Source organism: Peribacillus sp. FSL H8-0477, from assembly GCF_038002765.1.
Taxonomy (GTDB): Bacteria; Bacillota; Bacilli; order Bacillales; family DSM-1321; genus Peribacillus.
This window is the reverse complement of record NZ_JBBODE010000001.1, coordinates 1,225,933-1,249,989: the sequence shown is the minus strand read 5'-3', so window position 1 is coordinate 1,249,989 and position 24,057 is coordinate 1,225,933. Positions and strand designations below refer to the sequence as shown.

The window sequence follows — 24,057 nt, the reverse complement described above, 5'->3', positions numbered from 1 at the left end:
GGGGAGACTAGATGAAAACCGTTGAAGTCATAGTGTGCGGCTCGATTATTGCTGGGAAAGAAATCATTTCGGATCGGAAAGAATTAAGCGTGACCAACCCATTTACCAATGAAATCATTGGACAGATTTTTTGTGCGACAGAAGAAGATGTTCACGAAGCCGTTGAGATTGCAGATCAGGTTTTTCACTCGACGATGAAGCAGATGCCGGCGTATGAGCGCTCGCGGATTCTGCGGGTTGCAGCGGATTTGTTGGAAAGCCGCGGTGAAGAATTTGTTACGCTGCTTGCAATGGAAGCAGGAAAACCAGTTCGCGAAGGCCGTGTGGAAGTCAAAAGAGCGATTCAAGTGCTCCGATTTGCTTCTGAGGGAGCCAAACAGATTAAAGGTGAACAAATCCCGATGGACAATGCGATTGGCGGCGAGCACCAAATCGGCTTTTCAAAGCGCGTTCCGTTAGGTGTAGTAGCGGCGATTACTCCATTTAATTTTCCGCTTAATCTAGCGCTGCATAAGATTGCACCTGCGATTGCCGCTGGGAACACGGTTGTGTTAAAGCCGGCTGAGAAAACCCCCTTAACAGCAGGATTAGTATATAAAATTTTTCAAGAAGCGGGGCTGCCAGAAGGGGCATTTAATATTATTATGGGTCCGGGAAGTGAGTTCGGTGAGGCACTTGTGACGCACAAGCTGGTCAAAAAAGTGACGTTTACAGGAAGCGGTCCGGTAGGCTGGCAGATTAAGAACTTAGCATACAGGAAAAAAGTGACCTTAGAATTAGGGTCAAACGCACCGAATATAATTTTCGATGATGCAGATTTGGAGTCGGCGGTATCATCCATTGTCAGAGGCGGCTATACGTTTGCCGGCCAAGCCTGTGTGTCGGTGCAAAGACTATATGTGCAGCGGGGAATCTATGATTCATTGGCAGAACAGCTGGTGGCTGCCGTGAAAACATTGACGCCGGGTGATCCTTTAGATGAAGCCACAATGATAGGCCCAATGATTACTGAAGAGGCGGCGATTCGGGCTGAAGCTTGGGTTCAAGAAGCGGTTGATCAGGGAGCAGACATTTTATGCGGCGGGACAAGAGAAGGTGCGATGGTTGAACCTACTATTCTAGCAAATGTTCAGCCATCGATGAAGGTTGTCTGTGCCGAAGTTTTTGCGCCAATCGTTAGTTTGATTCCGTTTGATAGTGAGGAAGAAGTGATCCGTGCTGCCAATGATTCTGAATATGGATTACAGGCCGGTGTCTTTACCAATGATATTAACCGAGGCTTCCGAATGGCTGATCGTTTAGAAACAGGCGGAGTCTGGATAAACGAGGTTTCTGTTTTGCGGTATGATCATATGCCGTATGGCGGGGTCAAGATGAGCGGAATTGGTAAGGAAGGCATTCAATATGCGATTGAGGATATGACAGATATTAAGTTTATCGGGATTAATGTGAGAGGGGGGACTCTATGAAAATACGAGCAGCAGTGCTTCATGAGTTAGGATTATCTCAACCATATGCAGAAAGTAAGCCGTTAAAAATTGAAACGTTGGAATTGGATTCCCCGCAAATGGGTGAGGTATTAATTCAAGTGAAGGCGGCGGGTCTTTGTCATTCAGATTTGTCGGTGATAAATGGCAGCCGGCCGCGTCCGCTTCCGATGGCTTTGGGGCATGAAGCGGCGGGGATAGTCGTCGAAGTTGGCGAAGGAGTAACGGATCTTGAACCAGGTGACCATGTGGTGTGTGCATTTGTCCCGAGCTGCGGTCATTGTTTACCCTGTCAGGAAGGGCGACCGGCACTTTGTGAACCGGGAGCGGCTGCTAATGGTGTGGGAACACTGCTGAATGATGGACGCAGGCTTCATTTAAATGGGGAAGAAGTGTACCATCACGTTGGTGTATCAGCATTTGCCGATCATGCGGTGGTCTCAAGAACGTCGCTGATTAAGGTAGTAAAAGATATTCCGTTTGATGAGCTGGCACTATTTGGCTGTGCCGTAATTACAGGCGTCGGCGCGGTGGTGAATACGGCTAAAATTGAGATGGGCAGCACGGTGGCGATTATTGGTCTTGGCGGAGTTGGGTTAAGTGCGTTATTAGGCGCAGTTACGGCTGGAGCGGGACGGATTATTGCAGTCGATTTGAATGAAAGCAAACTAGCCAAAGCGAAGGAACTGGGTGCAACGGATATCTTTGATTCGAAGCAGCCTGATTTTATTGAGGATATTCGAAAAGCGACGGGAGGCGGAGTTGATTATGCCTTTGAAACAGCGGGAGCCGTTGCAGCCATGGAAATCGCCTATAAGATTACTAAACGAGGCGGAACCACGGTCACAACCGGATTGCCGCATCCAGAGCATAAATTCTCCTTCCCACAGGTAACACTGACAGCTGAAGAACGAACCATTAAAGGCTCCTATGTCGGCAGCTGCGTACCTAACCGAGACATCCCAAGATTTATCCAGCTATACAAACAAAACAAACTCCCTGTCCACGAACTCCTAACAGGATCCATCACACTAGAAGAAATCAACGAAGGCTTCGATCGACTAGCAAATGGAGAAGCCACCCGAATCATACTAACGTTCTAATCAAGAACCCGTACAAGAAAAATTGTACGGGTTCTTTTGTGTGGAAATTTGAACCTGTTCAGAACGGTATGTGTGCAGAACTGAGGAATTTGTGTGCAGTTGAGACACTTTCTATGCAAAACAAGCTAAAAACTGTGCAGAAGGCTATTTTGTCGATTCAGAAAATGCGTCATTTACTAGAATCTAAGTCGGATTGCCAAACGTAAGTAGAGAAAGATACTCTTTTTCAAAAGACAAACTTGCGCTGCTGTGCGATATGGAGGAGTTTCTGTGCGGAAGGCCATTCAAGAATCAAATAAAAAAGCAGACCCCAACCTTGGGATCTGCCTCGCATTCTATTTGTATGCAGGAATTTCTACCGTTAAATGATAGGATTCTAGCAAGCTATATAAATTATAAATCTGTTTGACTTGTTTTGCTGCCCAGCCGATATCGGTTGCGTATTGGTGAGTGGCGTATCCGTAATTTGCTGCGCCTGCTGGATTCCATCTCATTTTATAGAGCGTGTCTTGTCCAGCTGAAATATAGCCATTGGCAATAAATTTGGCACCGCCGATGATGGCCGCTTCGGGAGTAAACCAGCCGGCATTATATGCATATTGGGCGCCGCTGCTTAGCGCGGTACCGTCATACGCACCGATTCCGTACATATTATAGACTGTTTTTCCATTCACTTCGACGCCTGTTGCGAGTGGGGAGGTACCTTTCCCTGTTTCCAGGAGTGCATGTGAAATAAGATATATCTCATTTACGCCATACGTTTCTCCAGCTGTAATGAAAGTCGCAGCTTGGTTAGTAAGAATGCCTTTTCCTGCAAGAATTCGTTCATTCACTTCGGAAGCATTCAGGTTTGTCGTTTGCGAAAGTTTTACAAATTGAAACATATTAACGGAATCATTTGCAAAATTGTCCGGGTTCAGATTGTATTTAACATCGTCGGGGCTTGCATTGACCCAGGATTTATTAATATTTACTTCGTACCAATTGTACCCGTCAGAACCCAATATTTTTGATAGAATCGTTAACTCCTGGTGATCTTTGACTGTGGCGATTACCCAGTTTTCTGGGCCAGCTCCGCCTCTTACCCGCCAGCCGGTTCCGTCAACTGTCCCCTTCGTAGAACTGGTGACGGTTAAAGCATCCTCCCGTATGTAGGTTTTATAGTTTTTATCCGTTTGCGCATCCACAGCCATTTGGAAATCAACCATCTTATTAAGGGACAGATTATATGGTGTAACAATCTTATCAATCGTTTTATTTGGGCTGCTTGGCGTTTCAGCCGCCATATCTGCTAAAAATGCCGAGCTGACATAGCCGGTTTTCCCATTCGCAGTCACTCGTGCCCAGCCATTTTCTTCTGAGTAAACGGTCACTGCCGTGTTATTGACAAGCTGTGTTACAACAGAAGCAGTTGTTGAAGCTTCCGAACGCATATTTAAACTAGACCCGCCGCTTACTTTTACAAATTTTATGATGGTCGTTTCTTCAGGTTCAGAAATAGGTGTTTTTGGTTTCTCCGAAGATAAAAAGGAAGAATGAACATATCCTTCTCCGCCATATACTTTAATTTTCGTCCACCCCCCAGACTCTGAAATAACAGTCGCCTCAATGCCTCTTGCCAATTTTAAAATAACTGCCGCACTATCTAATGGTTGTTTTCGAAGATTAAGGGAGCTATCTATGCTGACATTGACATACTTGATCACTGGTTTAACTACTGAAGGTGCTGCAGCTACAGGCTTAGTCGTTGAGAGATAGTTAGAACTGACATAGCCGGTTTTGCCGTTAGCAGTGATTTTTGCCCAGCCTTTGGATTCGGACGAAACGGAAACTTTGGTTCCTTTCGCAAGCTTAGCTACAGCAGCTGCACTTGTGGAAGCTGATTTTCGCATCGTTAGCGTACCAGAGCTGAGATTAACATATTTGGTTGTTGGTTTAACGGCTGTTATTGGATTCTTTGTCGAGAGATATTGTGAACTAACATAGCCAGTTTTGCCATTAGCGATGATTTTTGCCCAGCCTTTAGATTCAGACGAAACAGTAACCTTTGTACCTTTAGCAAGCTTAACCACAACGGCGGCAGTATTAGATTTATTTTTTCGCATGTTGAGTTTGCCTGAGCTCGTATTGACATATTTAATGGTCGTTTTGGCTGCAGCGGCTGCTTTCACCGGATTCTTTGTCGAGAGATATTGCGAACTGACATAGCCGGTTTTGCCGTTAGCGGTGATTTTTGCCCAGCCTTTAGATTCGGAAGAAACGCTAACCTTTGTACCTTTGGCAAGCTTAGTAACAACGGCGGCAGTATTGGAACCGCTCTTCCGCATGTTAAGCGTACCAGAACTTGTATTGACATATTTGGTAGTTATAGATGCAGCAGTGGCTTTTACCGGATTCTTGGACGAAAGATATTGTGAACTGACATAGCCGATTTTGCCGTTGGCGGTGATTTTTGTCCAGCCTTTAGATTCAGACGAAACAGTAACCTTCGTGCCTTTGGCAAGCTTAGCCACAACAGCAGCTGTAGTGGAACCAGATTTCCGCATATTAAGTGTGCCCGAACTGACAGTAACATACTGTGTTTTCTCAATAGTAACTTGTGCGGCAGAAACAGGTGTAATAGATAGTTGATCTTCTAAAGCTACAGTACTCAAGACTGCAAAACAAAAAGCTGGAATAACTAATTTTCTCATCTCATTCTCCCTAGTAAACTTATATTTTTATGTATAGAACTATATTGGTATAGGTGTTTATAACTACTAGTTCGGAATAAAATAAGATATATTAATATTTTTAGAGAATTACCCCTTGTTCTTAATCTAATAGTAAAATAATTAATGTAAATGTAATCTTAATTAAATATAAAACCCATTTTATGTATATTAATATAACTAAGTAGGGGTAATAATTTTTAAAAAGTAAGTTTAGAGTAGCCGTTTAAAAGAAAATTGTGTATGTTGGAAGAGATGGCATTGAAAAAGACGTATAAATGATTGTCTTTTTCATTTATGAAGCTTAAAATGAACTATCTATGCATTTATTATGAGGAAGGACTTATTTAACAGTCACTTTTAAAAACAAATCCTCAACTGGGAGCTTACAAAAAATGAATGAATTAATTTATAACGACTTAATAGCAATTTTAAAATCAAATCATGTGAAAATGAACGAACCATTAAGTAACTATACTTTTACCAAAACAGGTGGAAAAGCTGATATCTTGGTTCTTCCGACCAGTTATCTTGAAGTTCGCGATACGTATAACTATGCGTTGGAGCATCAGATTCCAATTACAGTGCTCGGAAATGGATCGAACTTGATTATACGAGATGGCGGGATTCGTGGGATTGTTATGGTCCTGGTTCAAATGAAAGAAGTTGAATGTAAGGGAAATCAAATCATTGCTCAAAGTGGTGCTACAATTATTGAAACATCACGTTTTGCACTGGAAAAATGTTTATCAGGACTTGAATTCGCTTGTGGAATTCCAGGTACGGTCGGTGGAGCACTTTATATGAATGCCGGTGCATATGGCGGAGAAATTTCTGATGTGTTGAAAGAGGCACTTGTTCTCACTGCTGAAGGAGAGTTAAAAACCTTCGCAGCAGAGGATTTAGAATTGAGCTATCGTACTAGCCGCTTTTCAAAAGAACATTTATTAGTCCTAGAGGCAACCTTCGAATTAAAGCCAGGGAATGTAGCTGAAATAAAAGCGAAGATGGACGATCTTACTTTCCAAAGGGAATCCAAACAACCGCTCGAATTTCCTTCATGCGGGAGCGTGTTTAAACGCCCGCCAGGCTATTTTGCAGGTAAATTAATTCAAGACAGCGGATTACAAGGAAAGCAAATTGGAGGAGCACAGGTTTCGATGAAGCATGCAGGCTTTATCGTAAACGTCGATGATGCAACTGCCACCGATTATGTTGAACTAATTGAACACGTACAAAAAACGGTCAAAGCGAACTTCGGTGTAGACTTAGAAACAGAAGTAAAAATTATCGGCGAAGATAAATGATTTTAAGAAGACTTTCTCATTGAGAAGGTCTTTTTTTTATGGTTTTGTAGAAAAAGGATTTATTACCCATTTTATGGTACGGTAGAAGCATAGGGAGGGAATTATTAATGTATACGAGAATCGTTAAATATGGTTTTCTTTTATTGTTTTTAATGTTGCTTATTATCCATCTTGCTGTCGGACTCAAACATGGATTTTGGATCGTAATTGTTCTAGCTATTCTTCAAGCAGCTGCCTATACCATAGCTGAAAAGGCGGATAAGAAATATGTATAAGCACATAATTTGGGATTTTGATGGAACGCTTTTTGATACCTACCCAGTAACGGCAAATGTATTGAGGGAAGCGCTCAAAGAACAAAAAATCGAAGAGCCAGTAGAGGAAATCAACAAACAGCTGAGGGTATCTATTTCTTCTGCACTCAGATACTATGAGGAAAAATATCAGATCTCCAGCGAATTTATATCGAACTATCAAGAACGAAGAATAGAGGCGGAAGTAGAATTATCCAGACCATATGACGGGATTCAAGAGATTTGTAAATATATCCACTCAACAAATAGAAAAAATTATTTATTTACGCATCGAGGAGAATCCTCAATGATATTGTTGAAAAAGCATGGTTTAGTAGATTACTTTGCTGATTTCATTACATCTAAACATGGATTTGAAAGAAAACCAAGTCCTGATGCGATTGACTACCTAATTAACAAACATAATATGATTCACTCAGAATCTATAATGATTGGTGATAGAGAGCTAGATCTATTATCAGGAAAGAACGCAAAGATAAGTGCCTGCTATTTTAAAGAAGGAAACGATGATTGTCCCTATGCTGATTACACGATAAATGATTTTCAGCAACTATACTCAATTATTTAAGATTTTGGAGGTAAGTTATTCACCATGTTAAGGATGGAAAAATGATGAAAATTACTCAACAATGGAATCAAAAAGATAGTGAATACATTCGAAAAAAAGTCATTGAACATAATCTTTCTAACCTGCCTGATGATGTGAAACATCCAGTTAAGGATATTAGCTTCATTCTAAGGGATGCAGAAGGAGGAATTTTAGGTGGAATAACAGGAACCGTTTTTTGGTGCCACTTACATATTGATTTCTTATGGGTCGATAAGTCACTGAGGGGTAAAGGATATGGGAAAGAGTTATTACTAAAGATAGAAGATTTTGCAAAAGAAAATAAATGCAACCTGATTCAACTGGATACATTTAGCTTCCAAGCACCTGCTTTTTATCAAAAGTATGGTTACGAAGTAGTTGGTGTGGTAAATGAACATCCAATTAAAGAAAGTCAGCAGTTTTACCTGAAAAAGAAATTGAGTTATTAACAACCGAAACTCTGATTCTATAGTAAGGAGTGACCTCAAATGGGAATATACCCTGATTGCCCAGTTATTAATAGACCAATAGAGGTTGGCGGGCTATCGAACTTGCAGCTTATACATAAATTAAAACAACATTCAGTATTAATGAATGAGCTGGGAGAGAGACTTTTATCTGATGATAGATTTCTTACTTCTAAAACAACGTACAGCGTAAACACCGTTGAACTAACCGTTAGAGATCTTTCGTTTCCTGATGGAGCTACTTTACCGCAGATTTTTGAGCGAGCCAGTGAACTTGGGATGGAACTTTGCCCACTAGAGCTGGGACCTCATCTAAGACTACAGTATTTAGATCAGCCGGAAGGTAATCATCTTTCACAGCAACATGAAGCTCCCTCTGGCTCCATTACCATAGCCTCGCCGATAATAAGTGAAGACGATAATTTTCCAAAAGGATTTTACCTTAGAAACATTCATGGGAAGTTGTGGCTGCGTGGATACACGGCTGATCACCTGCATGTTTGGAATCCTGCTGATCATTTTATATTTAGAGCATTTCCCTGAATGGAGGAATGCCTTTTTTTGTCTAAAAATAAATGGACAATTCTATTAACAATAAAGATATAATTAGAATCAATAATCATTTATTTTGAAACAATAAAATGAGGTGATTTTTATGAAACGAAGTTCAACACTCTTTTTGAAGGCAGCAGTAATTTTTATGGGGATTCCAGTTCTTGCATTGTGTATCTTTTTGTTGCCTCAGATAGTGAATGAAGCAAATGAGGCAGCCGATAAAGGTTCGGACTTAGCTTATGTGGTATATGGAATAGTAACGATTATGTATATTACGGCGATCCCATTTTACTTCGCTTTGTATCAATCTTTTACCCTTTTAAGTTATATTGACAGAAACCAAGCTTTCTCGGATTTATCTGTACTAGCTCTAAAGAAAATTAAAAACTGTGCCCTCACAATCAGTGGATTCTATGTGATTGTTCTTCCTTTCGTATATATTCTTGCTGAGATAGATGACGCGCCAGGGCTCATCCTACTCGGAATGGTCATGGTCTTTGCTCCCTTGGTGATTGCCGTCTTTGCAGCTGTTTTACAAAGACTTTTAAAAGAAGCCATCGATATAAAATCAGAGAACGACTTAATAGTCTGAGGTGACTAACATGGCAATAATAATCAATATTGATGTAATGTTGGCTAAAAGAAAAATGAGCGTAACAGAACTATCGGAGCGGGTAGGGATAACAATGGCTAACCTTTCTATCTTGAAAAATGGAAAGGCAAAAGCGGTACGACTAACCACGTTAGAAGCCATTTGTAAGGCCTTGGATTGTCAGCCCGGTGACCTTCTAGAATATAAAAGTGAATAATGACTTCAAAAAAACCGGCGCTTAATCTGCGCCGGTTTTTTTATTCCTCTTGATCATTAACGTAATAGGGGTTTAGATGAATTAATACTTCTGATATATTATCGTGCTTTGATTTTAATTGATTACGGATATCTCGTGTGAGGTCATGTCCTTCTTTAATATTTTTGAAATAGTCAATACTGATCCTAATGTCGACTAACACATAGGCACCCAATTCTCGGGCTCGGATACTGTCTATCCTTCGTACTTCTTCAAAACTGAGGACGACTTTCTCGAATTCCTGAAGGGTATCGATATTCACATTTCGTTCTAGTAGGATATCAACCGACTCCATCAGCATTTCTTTTGCTATTTTAAAAATGAGATAGCCGACAATGATGGTGGCTACTTTGTCCGAATAGAGGAGAAAATACATGTCTAGTTTGTCTCCGATAATAGACAAAACAACACCTAATGCTGCGGCAACTGATGCAAGAATATCTGCCTTATGATCGAGGGCAATCGCTTTGATAGCGTTACTCCGGTGTTCTTTTGCTACAGCTAATGAATAACGGTATAGCCAATGCTTAATGGCATATGAAAGCAAGGCTGTCCATAATGCGATTAGACCGGGCACTTTGACTGGATGGAAAAAGCCCGCTATGGCTTCATAAACTAAGTAGATGGCAACTAAAAATAATATTATTCCAATAGATGCAGAAACAAGAATCTCCGCTTTTCCATGTCCATATGGATGTTCGTCATCAGCAGGTTTACTGGCTATTTTTAATACTAATAAAACAATAACTGATGCAAAAACATCTGCTGCGGAGTGAATACCATCAGCAAAAACGGCATCACTATCGCTAAAATAACCGACGAATAGTTTGCCTAACATTAATAGTACGTTAAAGGCAACACTTATGACGGCTACCTTATGAACAACTGAATCTCTTGCAACCAACTTCATCACTCCAAAAAAGTTCTATCATAATATCGCTTGAACATCTTATCAATAATCAATCGTATAAGTCTATAGCAATCTTTTTACGTTATCCTATAAAAGTAATGTGGAACTAATAAAGTTTCTCTTGGGAAACAATTTGATACCTTTTCGAATCAATTCGTGGATAAGGAGATTTTGCTATAAGTCTGTAGGTAATATGACGAGATGGTAATTGTAAAAAGTCCTGAATTTCAGAGAGTGTGGGGTTGTATTTTATTAGAATAGCAAAATCCTGTAAGGAGAAATGATAGGCATTTGTAGAAAAGTGATTACATTGAGGGCATGTCCAGTGAGAACGTTTACGGACCATGGGGAGAGCAAAGCAAGCAGGGCAAGTGACACCCTTTAAAAAATCGAGTTCCGTTATCGAATATTTTTCACGGAGATTTGGGTAAGATGGAGTGTGCTGAGCGAGCAGCACTTTGGAAAGTTTTCGAAGGTCTTTCGGTAGGAGTTGTTCTACTTTATATTTTGTTTCAAGGGCTTGAATTTTTGAAAAAAGATTTTCTTTATGTAATACGATTTGTTTAGTATCAGCGTAACCGGGTGAGCTTTTTATAATGGTATTGGTACCGCAAATGACCACAAGACATTCAACAGGAATCTGAGGAAAATTGTGATCTTTTAACCAAGCTATTAACAGGGATTGTTGTCGTTTCGCTTGGGAGATGGGGTCAGTGAATGATTTCTCCAGATTATCTTTTGTTTGGATAAGTTGCGAAAATTCACGATCGAAGAAAAGTGTACCGGCATAATTTTTACTTCTAAAATGAGAAGATGGGTTGAACAAACGAGCAGGACATCTATTTGATAGTAATAGGGTTCAGCATTGGGGGTATATGGTAAGCGGAGATCATGAAAAATTGAGTACTTTTTTGAAGAAAGTGCACCTAAAAAGTAATCCAACGATTGTTCACCTCGATAACCTGCCTTGGTTATTCGAAGTTCTACCTTAATCTCCTCTATCCTTGGGTGTTTTGGTGGTAGACGTCGTACAAGGGCTTCTAAAACTTGAATGGAAAGCGGCGGCTTGATCGGCTTTATAAACAAAAATATCCCCCCTGTTATTATAGTTCTGTTAAAAATTCTCCGCCGTCATAGAAAACTCCTGCACACAAGGTAAAAATAACGGGGTTGTGAACATGCGTCATTTAATCGAATGTTAGTCATTTTCAATAGGCAAACCACCCCCAGACGTCTCTTTGGGTGTTCGGGGTTATGAAAAAGGAGTCACCAAGAGAAAGATACCCTATTTTCATAGACCTGTAAGAGGAGGTCTGTGCAAAACAAAGGATTTTCTGTGCATTTGGAGCTGATTTCTGTGCAAAAACCAGTAAAAAGTGTGCAAATCAGTGACTTTTCTGTGCAAAACTAGCCAAAAAGTGTGCAAAGGGCGTTTTGGGTGTTCGGGGTTATGAAAAAGGAGTCATCAAGAGAAAGATACCCTATTTTCATAGACCAGTAAGAGGAGATCTGTGCAAAACAACATCAAGTTGTACGCCATTTTCAATAAATAAAAACAAAAGGAAGCGCCTCAATGTGCGCTTCCTTGTTTGTGTTCTTTCGTTAGGATGTATAGGTAAAATAGTAGGGATAGGAAGACGGAGCCTGCGGCGGTCCAGTAGATGCTGGCATAGCCGTACATGTAGGCGATTTGGCCGAATACGATGGCTCCAATTCCAACTCCTAGGTCGAAGAAGGAGAAGAAGGTAGCGTTGGCCATTCCTTTACGGTTGCGAGCCGCTTTTTCCATCGACCAAGCTTGTAGTGCTGGGCTGACGGATCCAAATCCAAATCCGTAACAGATTGCCGCGATATATAGAACGGTGTTGCTTGGCAGCCAGGCGAGCAGCAACATGGCGATAATCATTAAAAAGACGGATGGAATAAAGACAAATTTATGTCCATGTTTGTCGTAGAGCTTTCCAGCGAAAAGGCGAGTGGACATTAGTGATAGTGCATAAATCAAGAAGTACCACTGAATTCCGGATACGCCTTTTTGTGCTGCGTACAGCGGTAAAAAGGTTGCGATTCCGCCAAAGGTGACCGTGATAAATAATAATAAAATCGATGGCGGTAATGCTGTTTTTTCATAGAAATCAAATTTGATGGTCGTTGTTTTTACCGCGCCCTTTTCCACTTCTGTATACCGAAGCGTTGTTGCAATGAGGAAGGCAGCTAGACCTAACCCAGCAGAAATGAGAAAGAGAACTTTAAATGATACGGCGCCCACAAGCAATAGTCCAAGTGATGGCCCCATGGCAAGTGCAAGGTTTCCGGAAAGGGAGTAATAGCCCATTCCTTCGCCGCGCCTTTTTGCTGGAATCAGGTCAGTAGCGATGGTCCCAGAGGCAGTGGATGAGAAACCCCAGCCTGCTCCTTGAACAATCCGCATCGCAAAGAGAAATACCATGCTTCCCATAAAACCGAACGAGCCGACTGAGATGACATAAATAATAAGTCCGACTAGAAAGACGAAACGGCGTCCCTTGCTTTCAAGAAGTTTGCCGGCTAATGGTCGAAGCAGTAAGGCAGAAAAGGTGAAAATCCCAACAACAACGCCGATAAGACGTTCGCTTCCACCTAAATGAGTGACAAAAAGCGGGATGGTTGGCAGGGTCATTTGAAAGCCTAAAAAAATGAAAAAGTTGGCCACACAAATTAAAACAAAATCCCGTGTCCATATTTTATCCGTGCTGAGAGGACTTGGTTTAGTTAGTGTACTCAAGTGTAAAATCCTCCTTGTATTTATTCAAAGCCTATTTTACAAGAAAAAAGTTGAATATGCTATGGATTGAGAATATATATTTCGTATTCCTAAATATTTTTGCCACAGCAAAAAGGAACAGCTCCAAATTTATTGGGTGCTGTTCCTTTTTAGGCCCCATTTAGAGGGCTGTCTTCATTGACATGTATACTCTGCATGGACTTCTCACCTTTCCTCTCAATAATCAAAAAGTAAGAAGTTATGCAAGTTGTTCCAATCTCGTTTTGCTTATTGCTTGTAAGATAAACATTTTTTCTTGTGGTGTAAGCATGATCCAATTACCGGCTTTAATTTTCAATATACCCACCCCTTCTTAAAAAATGATGATTCTATCAACAAAATCTGTCATAAATGGTAATTTAATTATGTAACTCTATAATACCGCCTTTTCTTCTATATTAAACTAATCAATTAACTACAAAATTCGTAGAGAAATGAGGAATTTGTCAAAGCAAGGTTCAAATAGTATATCCCCTAAGTAAATGAAAGATTTATATAGAAGAAAAAGACGAAATATAGCGTAATATTTCCTAGAAAATAAATTTATTCAATTTCTAGCTGGGTTTTTAATTCGTTTTGAACTTTTTGCAGTTCAGTATTATCAACAATTCCATAGTAGACACCGTTAATTTTTTGCCCTGTTTCTTTAATCGTGTTTTGTACGATCGATTCGGTAGCAGAACGGTAATTGGCTTGGATATCTACCATTTGGTCAAACTCCAGATTGGTTTGGATATTTTTACTGAGTGCAGAAAGAATATCGCTGAAATTAGCGACCGATGAAATACTAGCGCCTTTCTGGAGAACGGCTTGAATAATCTGACGCTGACGTTCCTGTCTGCCAAAATCACCGTTTGGATCAGAATACCGTTCACGTGAATAGCTAAGGGCTTCTTTTCCGTTTAACGTAAGTGTTCCAGCCGGGAATTTTTGATCACCGGTGGTGAAAGCAGATGAATTCTCAACCGTGACACCGCCAACTGCATCGACAATATCTTTAAAGCTTTTCATATTTACCTTTACATAATAATCAATCGGGATATCAAGGAAATGTTCAACCGTATCCATTGACATCTCTGGACCACCGAACGCCCAAGCATGATTAATTTTATCCACTGTGCCTTTGCCAATAATATCGGTCCGAGTATCACGTGGGATACTGAGTAGTTTGGTTGTATTCAGAGTCGGATTAACGGCCATAACGATCATGGTATCTGAGCGGCCGCGGTCTCCTTCTCGTTCATCCACACCCAGCAATAGAACTGAAAATGGCTGCTGCTTTTGTAAGGAAACTGGCTCTACACGTTTTTCTGAGATTTCGCGATTAATAGGAGTATGCATAGTGGCTACCGTATTTGTAAGAGAATGATAGACATAATAAGCTAAGCCGCCTCCGACAAGAATGAAAAATAAGACAACAAATCCAAAAAATTTGAGCCAAGGATGTTTCTTTTTTCGTTTAGTCATTACGATCCCACTTTCTCTAATTATAATATCTTCATTATAAAGAACAAATCCAGAAAAAGATATGAGGTTTTATTGAGTAAAATACGAATTTGTTCTTTTTAGAGTATTTATTAAAAAAGTATTGCACATTTTTAACGTTTTAGTGTACTATATCACTAGAACACTAATATTTGGAAGGAGTTGGCTGTATGAAGCCATTTATGGGATTGATGAAGAAGGAGTGGAAACTAGGGAGGAAATCGCTGGTTTGGCTGTTGTTGCTGCAAATGGTTTTAGTATTGATTACGTACCTGCTGGGCAACCACTACCATTTGCCTGGAATCATGTTTGTTGGGATTATTCCTTTACTGCTGATTCATATTTTAATGGTTCCTGCTATGTTGTTAACACTTCTTAATGTCGAAGGAAAATCACAGCTTTGGCTGCATAATCCACAATCGTCTATCCTATTGCTCGGATCAAAGATGCTTACTGGACTCGGACTTCATTTGATTTCTTTATTATTCTCAGCTGTTGTACTGGTTGTTATGGTGTTATCCAATGAAAAGATGCAAGGATATGGACTATATGAGATAGGAATCGTATTGGGCGTCATTACCGTTATAAGTCTAGTTATTGCCGTACAATGCTTGCTGCTGTGGGTGGTGTATCATGCATTAGCGAAATTTCCTCAGATAAAAAATATCCGATGGCTGATTGTTATCATTCTATTTTTCGGGATAAATTATCTTTTAGAATTTATTCAAAATACAAGTCTATATCAAGCCTTAGATAAAATTGCCAGGGTCACTATTTTTCAGTTTAATTCGTTTAGTGTAGATATGACAGAATTCACGTTAGCTGGTGAGGTTATTGATTTTTCCCTTTTGACATTCTCCATCGATACCATAATTTTTGTAGGCTTGTTTTATCTTGCTTGCTGGGTATTTGATAGAAAGCTTGAGGTATAAAAATGTCAGATGAATTTCATGCATCAAAGCCGATTTATCTACAAGTAGTGGATCGTATTTACTTTTCCATCGTCCGCGGTGAAATTAAACATGGTGAAAAATTACCGTCGGTTCGGGATATGGCCGTTCAAATGGGGGTTAATCCGAATACTATTCAACGAACTTATACAGAGATGGAGAGGGATGGAATGGTTGAAACGAAAAGGGGTCAAGGAACATATGTAAAGAATGATCCAGTAGTGGTTGTTGAATTACGAAATCGAATCAAGACAGGCATTGTGGAAGAGTTTGTGGAAAGTATGAATGAAATTGGTTTGACTAAGGACGAGATGCTTGAAGGGCTGCAGCAGTTTTTTTCAAAACGGGAGGGTGAAGCGTAATGACAGTAGAGTTAAGGAATGTTAGTAAAAAATATGGAAATCTTGCGGCGTTAACAGACGTTTCGATTACGTTTGAACCAGGGAAAATTTATGGCTTAATTGGTGAGAATGGCAGTGGTAAGTCGACAACCTTGAAGTTGATTGCTGGACTTGTTAAACCTGATTCTGGGGAAGTGACGGTCATGAATGAAAGCGTGACACGAAGAATTGCGAAAAGTGTTTCGTATATGACGGAGCTTGATTTCTTTTATCCCATGTATACTGTTGACGAAATGCTTCATTATTATGAATCACAGTTTGACGACTTTAACGTTGAAAAAGCTGCTAAAATGCTCGAGATGATGAAGCTTGATCGTACGAAACGGATACAGGCATTATCAAAGGGATACCGCGGCCGCTTACGACTAGTACTTGCGCTGGCTCGCGATACTCCGGTGGTACTGCTTGATGAGCCGTTTTCCGGACTCGATCAACTGGTCCGTGAAGCCGTTGTGAAAAGTTTACTTTCATTTATTGACTACGAACACCAAATCGTCATTCTGACCACACACGAAATTGATGAAGTAGAAACACTCCTCGATGAAGTCGCCATCATTAAGAATGGATCAATCATCGCAAAGGAACCCGTCGAAGTCATCCATTCGACCCAAGGTAAATCCATCATAGAATGGATGAAAAGCATCCTGCGCGCAGGAGCCTAAACTCGATTACACCGCATGCGGTGTTTTTTTTATTGTCATTGGGAGCTAGGGGCGAATAAGTATAATAGTAGTTTGGTTTTTATTAGATAGCGTATTTACAACGAAAAAACAACAGATATTCAAATGTTTCTCCATAGGCATATAACGATTTACTGAAATAGTGGGTAAGTGCATATGCCATAAAGGAACAAGGCGCATATACATGCTGTATGACTATCACTAAAGTACAAACAACTATGGGAGGCATATGGAATATGGCAGATACAATTACTTTGACATATTTAACTGAATTAGTCGGGAGAGTTATAAAAGTTAATAAGGCAGGTCCCGATTCAAGAGTTGGAAGGCTGCTTGCAGCTAATGAAAATTTTCTTACGCTGCAAACAAAGGATCAGCAGGTGGTCTACTATCAATTAAGACATGTGAAGGCTGTGGTTGAAGATACAAAAGCCAACATAAAACCTGAAGATTACCCTGAATTGAATTTTGATGTAGCTTCTGGAACATTTGCAGAAGTGTTTACTGAGCTTTTACAAGGAAATGTACAAATTAATGGCGGCGGTCCTGCATCACGTGTAGGCAAGCTGTTAGCTGTAAATACTGAATTCTTGACCTTGGAAACGAAAAAGGATGGCCTTGTGATGTATTCGCTTGAACATGTTAAAAGTGTGAATGCAGTGAAGCAAGAAGAAAGAGAGTGTGCGCCATTCTTTGAGCTTGATCCTGAGTATGTTGCTGCTGTCACGTTTCCGCTGCTTCTTGAAGAACTTAGACGCCAATGGGTGACCGTTAATAACGGACCAGATAAGATCGAGGGTGTGTTGACGGAGTTTGATGCAGAAACACTTGTCATTGTTCATGATAAGGAAGTATTTTATGTGTCTACATTCCACCTGCAATCAATCGCTGTTCCAATCCAAGGAAGAGGAGACGATGATTCAGAGGATGAGAATTCTGATGACAACTCAAATTCTAACTCTCAAAACAACAACGCTAGATCTTCCTCAACTGTCTCTACTAGAAACAGTTCAAGAAGTAATGTGTATAGAAATATCTTACGGGAAAGTCTTGCGCGGGCACAGGCAGCACAAGCTGACACTAATCGCTAAACGATCTACCACAGGTACAGCTGCTGCTGTGCCTTCCTTATTCTTGAAATATGTACAGGCTATTCAAAAGGAGCGTTATCTATGTTAACCACATACTTAGGACACTACATTTTGGTGCATCTTTCTGAAATGATTGAACGACAAGGGTTCTTACTAGATGCTGGATCAGATTGTATAATTCTTTCTGAAAAGGGTCACATTCACTACATTCCCGTTCGACACATTCAAGAGATTTTGTTGGATGGGCAGGATGAAGATCCAAGACTTGAATGCAACGGAAAAACGTCCTTTCGCAAATCATTAATGAGTGCAAAAGGACGCAATGTTCACGTGATTCTTGGGGGAAACACAGTGTTGTATGGCTATATTATGAGTATCATGAACAATTATTTTGTCTTTTATTCTCCAATTTATAAAACCATATTCATCTCAATGGATCACGTGAAAAGTATGACTTTCAATGATATGGACGCGCCGTATGGACAAGTTAAAAGGGCTTTCCAGCCTTCTAAACTTGCCCTGTCAAGAACGTTTGAGGAGCAGATACAAAAATTAAATGGGCAATTGGTCGTCTTTAATTTAGGTGACATTCCGCAGAAATCTGGCACATTATTAGGTGTGGAAGACGGTCTAGTCGGTCTTATTACTGCTCATGGTAATGAAACTTATTTGTCTATTAGGCATATACGCAGTTTTTATATTCCATAATCCCTATTTTTTACGCGTTAATTTTTCATAAACGGCGGCTAGAGCTTGTTCAAACTTCCCGCTTTTTTTGGGTTTATAGTATTGCTTTCCAAGCAGTTTGTTCGGAAGATATTGTTGTTCGACCCAGCCGTTATCAAAATCGTGAGGATACAGGTAACCGATGCTTCGACCCAGTTCCTTTGCTCCTTGGTAATGACCATCTTTCAAATGATCGGGTACATCACCGCTGTGACCTGCACGTATATCGGCAAGTGCGGCATCAATTGCTAAGTACGCGGTATTTGATTTTGGGGAGAGACAGAGCTCAACCACTGAATTAGCGAGTGGAATCCGTGCTTCTGGAAAACCGAGTCTTTCTGCTGCTTCAACAGCAGCGAGTGTCCGAGGACCAGCTTGCGGACTGGCAAGACCTATATCTTCGTAGGCAATTACAACAAGCCGTCGGGCAATACTGACGAGATCACCCGCTTCAATCAGTCTGCCTAAATAATGAAGGGCTGCGTTCACATCACTGCCGCGAATTGATTTTTGCAATGCTGAAAGAACATCATAATGGGCATCGCCATCTTTATCATGCGAAAAGCTCTTTTTCTGAATGCATTCCTCCGCAATATCAACATCAATGTGAATGGTTCCGTTCTGGTCAGGCGTAGTCGATATCACGGCGAGTTCAAGGGCATTAAGTGCACTGCGGACGTCACCGTTCGAGGCGGTCGCTAAGTGCTTGAGTGCTTCGCTGCTCACGTCAGTTTGGTAACTGCCAAGACCGCGATTGTCATCGATGAGCGCTCGATCAAGTGCAGTAATTATGTCTTCTATTTCAAGCGACTTCAGCTCAAAAATTTGGCATCGGCTGCGAATGGCAGGATTAATCGCATGAAAGGGATTACTCGTTGTGGCTCCGATTAAGGTAATCATCCCGTTCTCGAGATAAGGCAGCAGAAAGTCTTGTTTCGCTTTATCAAGACGATGGACTTCATCCAATAGCAGAATGACTTTACCAGACATCTTCGCTTCAGCTGCAACGACTTCCATATCCTTCTTATTATTAGTAACGGCATTTAACGTCCGAAAAGCAAACTGGGTGCTCCCAGCAATCGCACTGGCAATCGACGTCTTCCCTACACCAGGCGGTCCATATAAAATCATCGATGAAAGCTGCTTAGCTTTCACCATCCGTTCAATAATTTTTCCTTCGCCTACCAGATGCTGCTGGCCAATCACTTCCTCAATTGACCGAGGCCGCATCCGAAAAGCAAGCGGCTTAATACTCATCGTCCTCACCCCCACCTTACTATTTCATGTATCGGAATTATACCGCTAAGTCGAAAAAAAGGCTAAAGATAGGGTAGAAGATGATTTCTATTTAATAGATGGAGATAAGAAAATAAGCAGGCTTTTGAATGAAAGTTACTGAATATAGTACTAACCAATATTTCTTTTATAGGAGGCGTTAGATTATGGATTTTCTAGGAAAATACAAAGAATTCCCTCAAGCTCTTCAGATGTTGACTAACATAGATCTGGACTTGCAGAAGGAGGGAGTTAGTTTATTCGATCAGTTATCTCTTTTCTTACTAGATGAAAGTTATGCTTATGACGTCACTCCCTATGATGTAATTCCCTTTGCAAGAATAGGAGCTGATGGGATCCACTATGGATTCCTCACTGATTTTGGCAGGGTGAAGAATTTAGAAGAAGCTTTCATCGTTTGTATTAGCCCCATGAACTTCGGGAATCATGTGAAAATCATAGCTAGAAACATTGCAGAATTTATAGATGTAGTCCTTACTCTGAAAGATGCCTCGACTATTGAGAACCTACTCGATTATTCAACAAAAGAGGAATATCATGAGTTTTTAGATTGGGTAGCTAAAGAAGAATCCACTGAACAAAGCACCTATATCTGCGACAGGATTCAACAGAAACTAAACCGAAAATCGATTGATGATTTATATGAATACGTAGAAGTAATTGTACCTGAGCACAGAAAAAAAGTGGCCCCCATTCAAACTTTTGATACCTTAGGCATTGTAAGCAATCATGCAGGATTCAATCAAGAAACATTTCCTATGAATAGTGATTCAATCATCAATTTAAAAGAACTGGAGGATTTTTTTAAGCGGAATGACGATGAAACCAAATTAGCGACTATACGAAATTTGCAATTTTTTTATCTTATACAGGAAGATGATGAATTAAAGGAATTGGTGAAGCTTGAGATGCAGAAAATGGGTTTGATCGACGAAGTGAACAGAATGGAATTGTAAAAGGAAGATTTTTTTATGAAAAAGACTTTCAAGTTGAGATATTAAAGTAAAAATCACCTTATCCTCAGTGATAAGGTGATTTTTTTAGTTTTAAATCCCTATCGATATAGTAAGGATGGGTAAATGCAATTGTACTGGGAATATGCTATAATTTTTAGAGCCTATTAATAGATAAGATGAGAGAAAACAGATAGATAAAGACACCGTATTGTCAGGTGAAACTGTGAAAAGATAGAGGTGTTAAGAATGAGAATATCAACTAAAGGCCGTTACGGCTTAACGATTATGATCGACTTAGCGAAAAATTATGGTGACGGACAAAGTCCAACATCCTTAAAATCAATTGCGAAGAATAATGATTTATCTGAACACTACTTAGAACAGCTAATTGCTCCGCTTCGAAATGCTGGTTTAGTCCGGAGTATTCGTGGTGCGTATGGAGGATATATTCTGGCGAAAGAGCCGGGACAAATTACCTCAGGTGATGTAATTCGTGTGCTTGAAGGGCCAATTTCGCCTGTTGAGGGAATTGAGGACGAAGAGCCGGTTAAGCGTCAGCTTTGGATCCGTATTCGTGACGCGGTCAAAGATGTGCTTGATAATACAACCATTGAGGACCTGGCTAATTATAAAGATGAAGGCGAACAAGATTCCTATATGTTTTATATTTAAATGGAGGCGACGTGGAAGTGGAACGATTTTATTTAGACCATGCCGCAACATCGCCCATGCATCCGTCCGTCATTGACAGGATGATGAGTGTGATGGCGGCGAATTTCGGTAATCCGTCAAGCATCCATTCATTTGGCCGAGAGGCGCGTCATAGTTTGGATGAAGCTAGAGTGGAGATTGCGGCTAGTATTGGTGCAAACCGTCAAGAGATTGTATTTACGAGCGGCGGGACGGAAGCTGATAATACAGCTATGATTGGTGTTGCTCATTCGTATCAGCAACGCGGTAAGCATATTATTACGACAGAAATCGAGCATCATGCGATTCTTCACCCGGCCCAATTTCTTGAAAAAGAAGGCTTTGAGGTGACGTATTTACCGGTCGATAAACAAGGATTGATTTCCTTGGATGACCTTAAACAGGCGTTGCGTGAGGATACGATACTTGTTTCAATCATGTTTGGGAACAATGAAGTAGGAACGATTCAGCCAATTGCTGAGATTGGCAGCATCATGCGAAATCATCCTGCTTTTTTCCATACTGATGCCGTACAGGCTTACGGTGTGGTCAAAATTGATGTCAATGAGTTGGGAATTGATTTACTGTCGGTTTCTGCCCATAAAATCAATGGGCCAAAGGGAATCGGCTTTTTATATATCCGCGAGGGTATTAAGCACGAGCCTCATCAGCTTGGCGGTGATCAAGAACGAAAACGCCGTGCAGGAACAGAAAGTGTGCCGGCAATCGTTGGTTTTGCTGAGGCAGTGAAGATTGCACAGCAGAGCCTATTGGAAAAAAGTGCTCGGTATCAGTCATTTAAACACATGATGATTGATGTGTTTGATCGAGCAGGGATTGCTTATTCAATTAACGGTTCACCTGAGCATGCGCTGCCGCATGTAATTAATGTAAGTTTTCCAGGAACGAATGTGGAGTCGATGTTAGTTAATTTGGACCTTGCTGGAATTGCTGTTTCTAGTGGATCTGCTTGTACGGCCGGTTCAATTGAGCCATCGCATGTCCTTGTTGCGATGTTTGGCAAGAATGATGAACGAACAAAAAATTCGATTCGATTTAGTTTTGGTTTTAATACAACTGAGCAGGAAATTCGCCAAGCAGCGGAAGAAACAGTTACAATCATCAACAGATTGGTCAAATAAAGAGTTAAAAAGGAGTTTCATTATGAATAAAGCACCAAAGGACACTCGTGTCGTTGTTGGGATGTCAGGAGGCGTTGATTCGTCAGTTGCAGCCTTGCTTTTGAAGGAACAAGGCTACGATGTAGTCGGGATCTTCATGAAGAACTGGGATGATACTGATGAAAATGGTGTCTGTACCGCGACAGAAGATTACAATGATGTTATTGCTGTATGTAACCAAATTGGAATCCCTTATTATGCTGTAAACTTTGAAAAGCAATATTGGGACAAGGTGTTTACGTACTTCTTAGATGAATATAAAGCGGGCCGGACGCCTAATCCGGATGTTATGTGCAACAAAGAAATAAAATTTAAAGCGTTTCTTGAGCATGCAGTGAGCCTAGGAGCCGATTACCTGGCAACCGGTCATTATGCGCAAGTTGAATTCCGTGATGGTGATTACAAAATGCTTCGCGGAATTGATGAGAATAAGGATCAAACCTATTTCCTTAACCAACTTACGCAAGAACAGCTGTCAAAAGTAATGTTCCCGCTTGGCGGCATTGCAAAGCCTGAGGTTCGGAAAATTGCCCAAGAAGCTGGACTTGCAACGGCTGCTAAAAAGGATTCAACAGGAATCTGTTTTATCGGCGAACGTAATTTCAAAGAGTTCCTTGGACAATATCTGCCGGCACAGCCTGGTAATATGGAAACTTTCGATGGCAAAGTAATGGGAAAACATTACGGCTTGATGAACCATACAATCGGCCAGCGCCACGGTCTTGGAATCGGCGGCAGCGGTGAACCTTGGTTTGCAATTGGTAAGAACCTGAAGGACAATATTTTGTATGTAGGCCAAGGCTTCCACCACGAAAAATTATACTCAGACTCCCTTACAGCCGTGAACGTCAGCTGGGTCGCAAATCACGCACCAGCGACAGAATTCAAATGCACAGCGAAATTCCGCTACCGTCAACCGGACAGCGGCGTAACCGTAAAAGTACTTGAAAACGGAGACGCAAAAGTCATCTTTGACGAACCAATCCGTGCCATCACCCCAGGCCAAGCAGTCGTGTTCTACGACGGCGAAATCTGCCTCGGCGGCGGAACCATCGATGAAGTCTTCAAAAATGACCAAAAACTAACCTACGTAGGTTAATTGATGAAATCCCCAGCTGAAGATCGCTGGGGATTTTTTTGATTTTCAGCGGATAGCTAGGTCGCAAGAAAGAATGAACCCGAGTTTGAGCAGAATCAACCAGTGGAGAAAGCAGATATTGCTGCTTGAGCGAATGTATTAACAAACAAAAACCCTCAAGACTAGCTCTTGAGGGTTGCTTAATTTTTTTATCCCAACAGGTTAGAGACCAAATATAGAAAAGCGAAGGAGCCTAGGCAGCTTATGCTAGTCACGAGTACTGAAATGGATAGATAAGGGCTATAACCAGATTTCTTTCTCGAACGAATCAAAAAAAGTATAGAAAGATATAAACTGATGCTAAAAAAGAGAATCCATAGATTGTTTAGTTTAAACGTATCATAAGTGCTAAGAAAATTAATTATGTAG

Annotated in this window: 23 protein-coding genes and 1 pseudogene; 18 read left to right on the top strand and 6 right to left on the bottom strand. The window is 40.7% G+C overall.

Annotated elements, in window-relative coordinates; all coding sequences use genetic code 11:
• The first annotated feature begins 11 nt into the window (after positions 1 to 11).
• Together MHI18_RS06465 and MHI18_RS06460 are read left to right on the top strand one after the other, a co-directional pair.
• Positions 12 to 1,469 carry an aldehyde dehydrogenase family protein gene (locus tag MHI18_RS06465; RefSeq protein WP_340846568.1) on the top strand — a complete coding sequence of 486 codons (1,458 nt, stop codon included), beginning with the start codon at positions 12 to 14 and terminating at the stop codon, positions 1,467 to 1,469.
• On the top strand, positions 1,466 to 2,590 hold the full coding sequence (locus tag MHI18_RS06460; RefSeq protein ID WP_340846567.1) for a zinc-dependent alcohol dehydrogenase family protein: 1,125 nt from the start codon (positions 1,466 to 1,468) through the stop codon (positions 2,588 to 2,590). The genes MHI18_RS06465 and MHI18_RS06460 overlap by 4 nt, the downstream gene beginning before the upstream one ends.
• A gap of 335 nt (positions 2,591 to 2,925) precedes the next feature.
• Here the strand turns inward: MHI18_RS06460 and MHI18_RS06455 are convergent, their stop codons facing one another.
• On the bottom strand, positions 2,926 to 5,283 hold the full coding sequence (locus MHI18_RS06455) for an SH3 domain-containing protein (protein ID WP_340846566.1): 2,358 nt from the start codon (positions 5,281 to 5,283) through the stop codon (positions 2,926 to 2,928).
• Between the two features lie 413 nt (positions 5,284 to 5,696).
• Here MHI18_RS06455 and murB point away from each other — a divergent pair, with 413 nt between their 5' ends.
• The 7 genes from murB to MHI18_RS06420 all read left to right on the top strand — a co-directional run bounded on the left by murB (position 5,697) and on the right by MHI18_RS06420 (position 9,342).
• Positions 5,697 to 6,608 (top strand): UDP-N-acetylmuramate dehydrogenase, encoded by a 912-nt coding sequence (murB, locus tag MHI18_RS06450; protein WP_340846565.1) that lies wholly within the window; start codon positions 5,697 to 5,699, stop codon positions 6,606 to 6,608.
• Between the two features lie 107 nt (positions 6,609 to 6,715).
• Positions 6,716 to 6,883 carry a hypothetical protein gene (locus MHI18_RS06445; RefSeq protein WP_340846564.1) on the top strand — a complete coding sequence of 56 codons (168 nt, stop codon included), beginning with the start codon at positions 6,716 to 6,718 and terminating at the stop codon, positions 6,881 to 6,883.
• Positions 6,876 to 7,490, top strand: coding sequence for an HAD-IA family hydrolase (locus MHI18_RS06440; protein WP_340846563.1), 615 nt, complete (start codon positions 6,876 to 6,878; stop codon positions 7,488 to 7,490). Before MHI18_RS06445 ends, MHI18_RS06440 begins: the two co-directional genes overlap by 8 nt.
• A gap of 44 nt (positions 7,491 to 7,534) precedes the next feature.
• Positions 7,535 to 7,960 carry a GNAT family N-acetyltransferase gene (locus MHI18_RS06435; RefSeq protein ID WP_340846562.1) on the top strand — a complete coding sequence of 142 codons (426 nt, stop codon included), beginning with the start codon at positions 7,535 to 7,537 and terminating at the stop codon, positions 7,958 to 7,960.
• A gap of 39 nt (positions 7,961 to 7,999) precedes the next feature.
• Positions 8,000 to 8,521 (top strand): helicase, encoded by a 522-nt coding sequence (locus MHI18_RS06430; protein WP_340846561.1) that lies wholly within the window; start codon positions 8,000 to 8,002, stop codon positions 8,519 to 8,521.
• A 112-nt stretch (positions 8,522 to 8,633) separates the two neighbouring features.
• A complete protein-coding gene (locus MHI18_RS06425) occupies positions 8,634 to 9,125 on the top strand; it encodes a DUF2975 domain-containing protein (protein ID WP_340846560.1) in 492 nt (163 codons plus the stop codon).
• Between the two features lie 10 nt (positions 9,126 to 9,135).
• On the top strand, positions 9,136 to 9,342 hold the full coding sequence (locus MHI18_RS06420) for a helix-turn-helix domain-containing protein (protein WP_340846559.1): 207 nt from the start codon (positions 9,136 to 9,138) through the stop codon (positions 9,340 to 9,342).
• 40 nt (positions 9,343 to 9,382) lie between these two features.
• On the opposite strand, the gene MHI18_RS06415 is transcribed toward MHI18_RS06420, so the two are convergent.
• The 4 genes and pseudogenes from MHI18_RS06415 to MHI18_RS06400 form a co-directional block, all read right to left on the bottom strand.
• Entirely contained in the window at positions 9,383 to 10,285 is a 903-nt protein-coding gene (locus MHI18_RS06415; RefSeq protein WP_445669955.1) for a cation diffusion facilitator family transporter, read from the bottom strand.
• 112 nt (positions 10,286 to 10,397) lie between these two features.
• Positions 10,398 to 11,233, bottom strand: a pseudogene (locus tag MHI18_RS06410) (nuclease-related domain-containing protein).
• A 628-nt stretch (positions 11,234 to 11,861) separates the two neighbouring features.
• On the bottom strand, positions 11,862 to 13,055 hold the full coding sequence (locus MHI18_RS06405) for an MFS transporter (RefSeq protein WP_340846556.1): 1,194 nt from the start codon (positions 13,053 to 13,055) through the stop codon (positions 11,862 to 11,864).
• Between the two features lie 582 nt (positions 13,056 to 13,637).
• Positions 13,638 to 14,561 carry an LCP family glycopolymer transferase gene (locus tag MHI18_RS06400; RefSeq protein ID WP_340846555.1) on the bottom strand — a complete coding sequence of 308 codons (924 nt, stop codon included), beginning with the start codon at positions 14,559 to 14,561 and terminating at the stop codon, positions 13,638 to 13,640.
• Between the two features lie 188 nt (positions 14,562 to 14,749).
• Here MHI18_RS06400 and MHI18_RS06395 point away from each other — a divergent pair, with 188 nt between their 5' ends.
• The 5 genes from MHI18_RS06395 to MHI18_RS06375 all read left to right on the top strand — a co-directional run bounded on the left by MHI18_RS06395 (position 14,750) and on the right by MHI18_RS06375 (position 18,409).
• Positions 14,750 to 15,511 carry a hypothetical protein gene (locus MHI18_RS06395; RefSeq protein ID WP_340846554.1) on the top strand — a complete coding sequence of 254 codons (762 nt, stop codon included), beginning with the start codon at positions 14,750 to 14,752 and terminating at the stop codon, positions 15,509 to 15,511.
• 2 nt (positions 15,512 to 15,513) lie between these two features.
• The gene (locus MHI18_RS06390) at positions 15,514 to 15,891 is read left to right on the top strand and encodes a GntR family transcriptional regulator (protein WP_340846553.1); all 378 of its coding nucleotides are present in this window, start codon (positions 15,514 to 15,516) and stop codon (positions 15,889 to 15,891) included.
• Positions 15,891 to 16,592: an ABC transporter ATP-binding protein gene (locus tag MHI18_RS06385; protein WP_340846552.1), complete on the top strand. Its 702-nt coding sequence runs from the start codon at positions 15,891 to 15,893 to the stop codon at positions 16,590 to 16,592. Before MHI18_RS06390 ends, MHI18_RS06385 begins: the two co-directional genes overlap by 1 nt.
• 254 nt (positions 16,593 to 16,846) lie before the next feature.
• Complete coding sequence (locus tag MHI18_RS06380) at positions 16,847 to 17,701, top strand: hypothetical protein (RefSeq protein ID WP_340846551.1); 855 nt, start codon at positions 16,847 to 16,849, stop codon at positions 17,699 to 17,701.
• Positions 17,702 to 17,782: 81 nt separating this feature from the next.
• A complete protein-coding gene (locus MHI18_RS06375) occupies positions 17,783 to 18,409 on the top strand; it encodes a DUF2642 domain-containing protein (protein WP_340846550.1) in 627 nt (208 codons plus the stop codon).
• Positions 18,410 to 18,412: 3 nt separating this feature from the next.
• Here MHI18_RS06375 and MHI18_RS06370 read toward each other — a convergent pair whose 3' ends face one another.
• Positions 18,413 to 19,684, bottom strand: a complete 1,272-nt coding sequence (locus MHI18_RS06370) for a replication-associated recombination protein A (protein WP_340846549.1) — start codon at positions 19,682 to 19,684, stop codon at positions 18,413 to 18,415.
• Between the two features lie 185 nt (positions 19,685 to 19,869).
• Between MHI18_RS06370 and MHI18_RS06365 the strand changes: the two genes are divergently transcribed.
• From MHI18_RS06365 to mnmA, 4 genes are all read left to right on the top strand, one after another.
• Positions 19,870 to 20,679, top strand: a complete 810-nt coding sequence (locus MHI18_RS06365; RefSeq protein WP_340846548.1) for a hypothetical protein — start codon at positions 19,870 to 19,872, stop codon at positions 20,677 to 20,679.
• A 246-nt stretch (positions 20,680 to 20,925) separates the two neighbouring features.
• Positions 20,926 to 21,351 (top strand): cysteine metabolism transcriptional regulator CymR, encoded by a 426-nt coding sequence (cymR, locus tag MHI18_RS06360; RefSeq protein WP_340846547.1) that lies wholly within the window; start codon positions 20,926 to 20,928, stop codon positions 21,349 to 21,351.
• 17 nt (positions 21,352 to 21,368) lie between these two features.
• Positions 21,369 to 22,511, top strand: a complete 1,143-nt coding sequence (locus MHI18_RS06355; protein ID WP_340846546.1) for a cysteine desulfurase family protein — start codon at positions 21,369 to 21,371, stop codon at positions 22,509 to 22,511.
• A 22-nt stretch (positions 22,512 to 22,533) separates the two neighbouring features.
• Positions 22,534 to 23,649: a tRNA 2-thiouridine(34) synthase MnmA gene (gene mnmA, locus MHI18_RS06350; RefSeq protein WP_340846545.1), complete on the top strand. Its 1,116-nt coding sequence runs from the start codon at positions 22,534 to 22,536 to the stop codon at positions 23,647 to 23,649.
• The last annotated feature ends 408 nt before the right edge of the window (positions 23,650 to 24,057 follow it).

Bases quoted from the DNA above. Each gene is read 5' to 3' on its own strand.
- MHI18_RS06465 (WP_340846568.1), top strand. From the start codon at position 12: ATGAAAACCGTTGAAGTCATAGTGTGCGGCTCGATTATTGCTGGGAAA.
- MHI18_RS06460 (WP_340846567.1), top strand. From the start codon at position 1,466: ATGAAAATACGAGCAGCAGTGCTTCATGAGTTAGGATTATCTCAACCA.
- MHI18_RS06455 (WP_340846566.1), bottom strand. From the start codon at position 5,283: ATGAGAAAATTAGTTATTCCAGCTTTTTGTTTTGCAGTCTTGAGTACT.
- murB (WP_340846565.1), top strand. From the start codon at position 5,697: ATGAATGAATTAATTTATAACGACTTAATAGCAATTTTAAAATCAAAT.
- MHI18_RS06445 (WP_340846564.1), top strand. From the start codon at position 6,716: ATGTATACGAGAATCGTTAAATATGGTTTTCTTTTATTGTTTTTAATG.
- MHI18_RS06440 (WP_340846563.1), top strand. From the start codon at position 6,876: ATGTATAAGCACATAATTTGGGATTTTGATGGAACGCTTTTTGATACC.
- MHI18_RS06435 (WP_340846562.1), top strand. From the start codon at position 7,535: ATGAAAATTACTCAACAATGGAATCAAAAAGATAGTGAATACATTCGA.
- MHI18_RS06430 (WP_340846561.1), top strand. From the start codon at position 8,000: ATGGGAATATACCCTGATTGCCCAGTTATTAATAGACCAATAGAGGTT.
- MHI18_RS06425 (WP_340846560.1), top strand. From the start codon at position 8,634: ATGAAACGAAGTTCAACACTCTTTTTGAAGGCAGCAGTAATTTTTATG.
- MHI18_RS06420 (WP_340846559.1), top strand. From the start codon at position 9,136: ATGGCAATAATAATCAATATTGATGTAATGTTGGCTAAAAGAAAAATG.
- MHI18_RS06400 (WP_340846555.1), bottom strand. From the start codon at position 14,561: ATGACTAAACGAAAAAAGAAACATCCTTGGCTCAAATTTTTTGGATTT.
- MHI18_RS06395 (WP_340846554.1), top strand. From the start codon at position 14,750: ATGAAGCCATTTATGGGATTGATGAAGAAGGAGTGGAAACTAGGGAGG.
- MHI18_RS06390 (WP_340846553.1), top strand. From the start codon at position 15,514: ATGTCAGATGAATTTCATGCATCAAAGCCGATTTATCTACAAGTAGTG.
- MHI18_RS06385 (WP_340846552.1), top strand. From the start codon at position 15,891: ATGACAGTAGAGTTAAGGAATGTTAGTAAAAAATATGGAAATCTTGCG.
- MHI18_RS06380 (WP_340846551.1), top strand. From the start codon at position 16,847: ATGGCAGATACAATTACTTTGACATATTTAACTGAATTAGTCGGGAGA.
- MHI18_RS06375 (WP_340846550.1), top strand. From the start codon at position 17,783: ATGTTAACCACATACTTAGGACACTACATTTTGGTGCATCTTTCTGAA.
- MHI18_RS06370 (WP_340846549.1), bottom strand. From the start codon at position 19,684: ATGAGTATTAAGCCGCTTGCTTTTCGGATGCGGCCTCGGTCAATTGAG.
- MHI18_RS06365 (WP_340846548.1), top strand. From the start codon at position 19,870: ATGGATTTTCTAGGAAAATACAAAGAATTCCCTCAAGCTCTTCAGATG.
- cymR (WP_340846547.1), top strand. From the start codon at position 20,926: ATGAGAATATCAACTAAAGGCCGTTACGGCTTAACGATTATGATCGAC.
- mnmA (WP_340846545.1), top strand. From the start codon at position 22,534: ATGAATAAAGCACCAAAGGACACTCGTGTCGTTGTTGGGATGTCAGGA.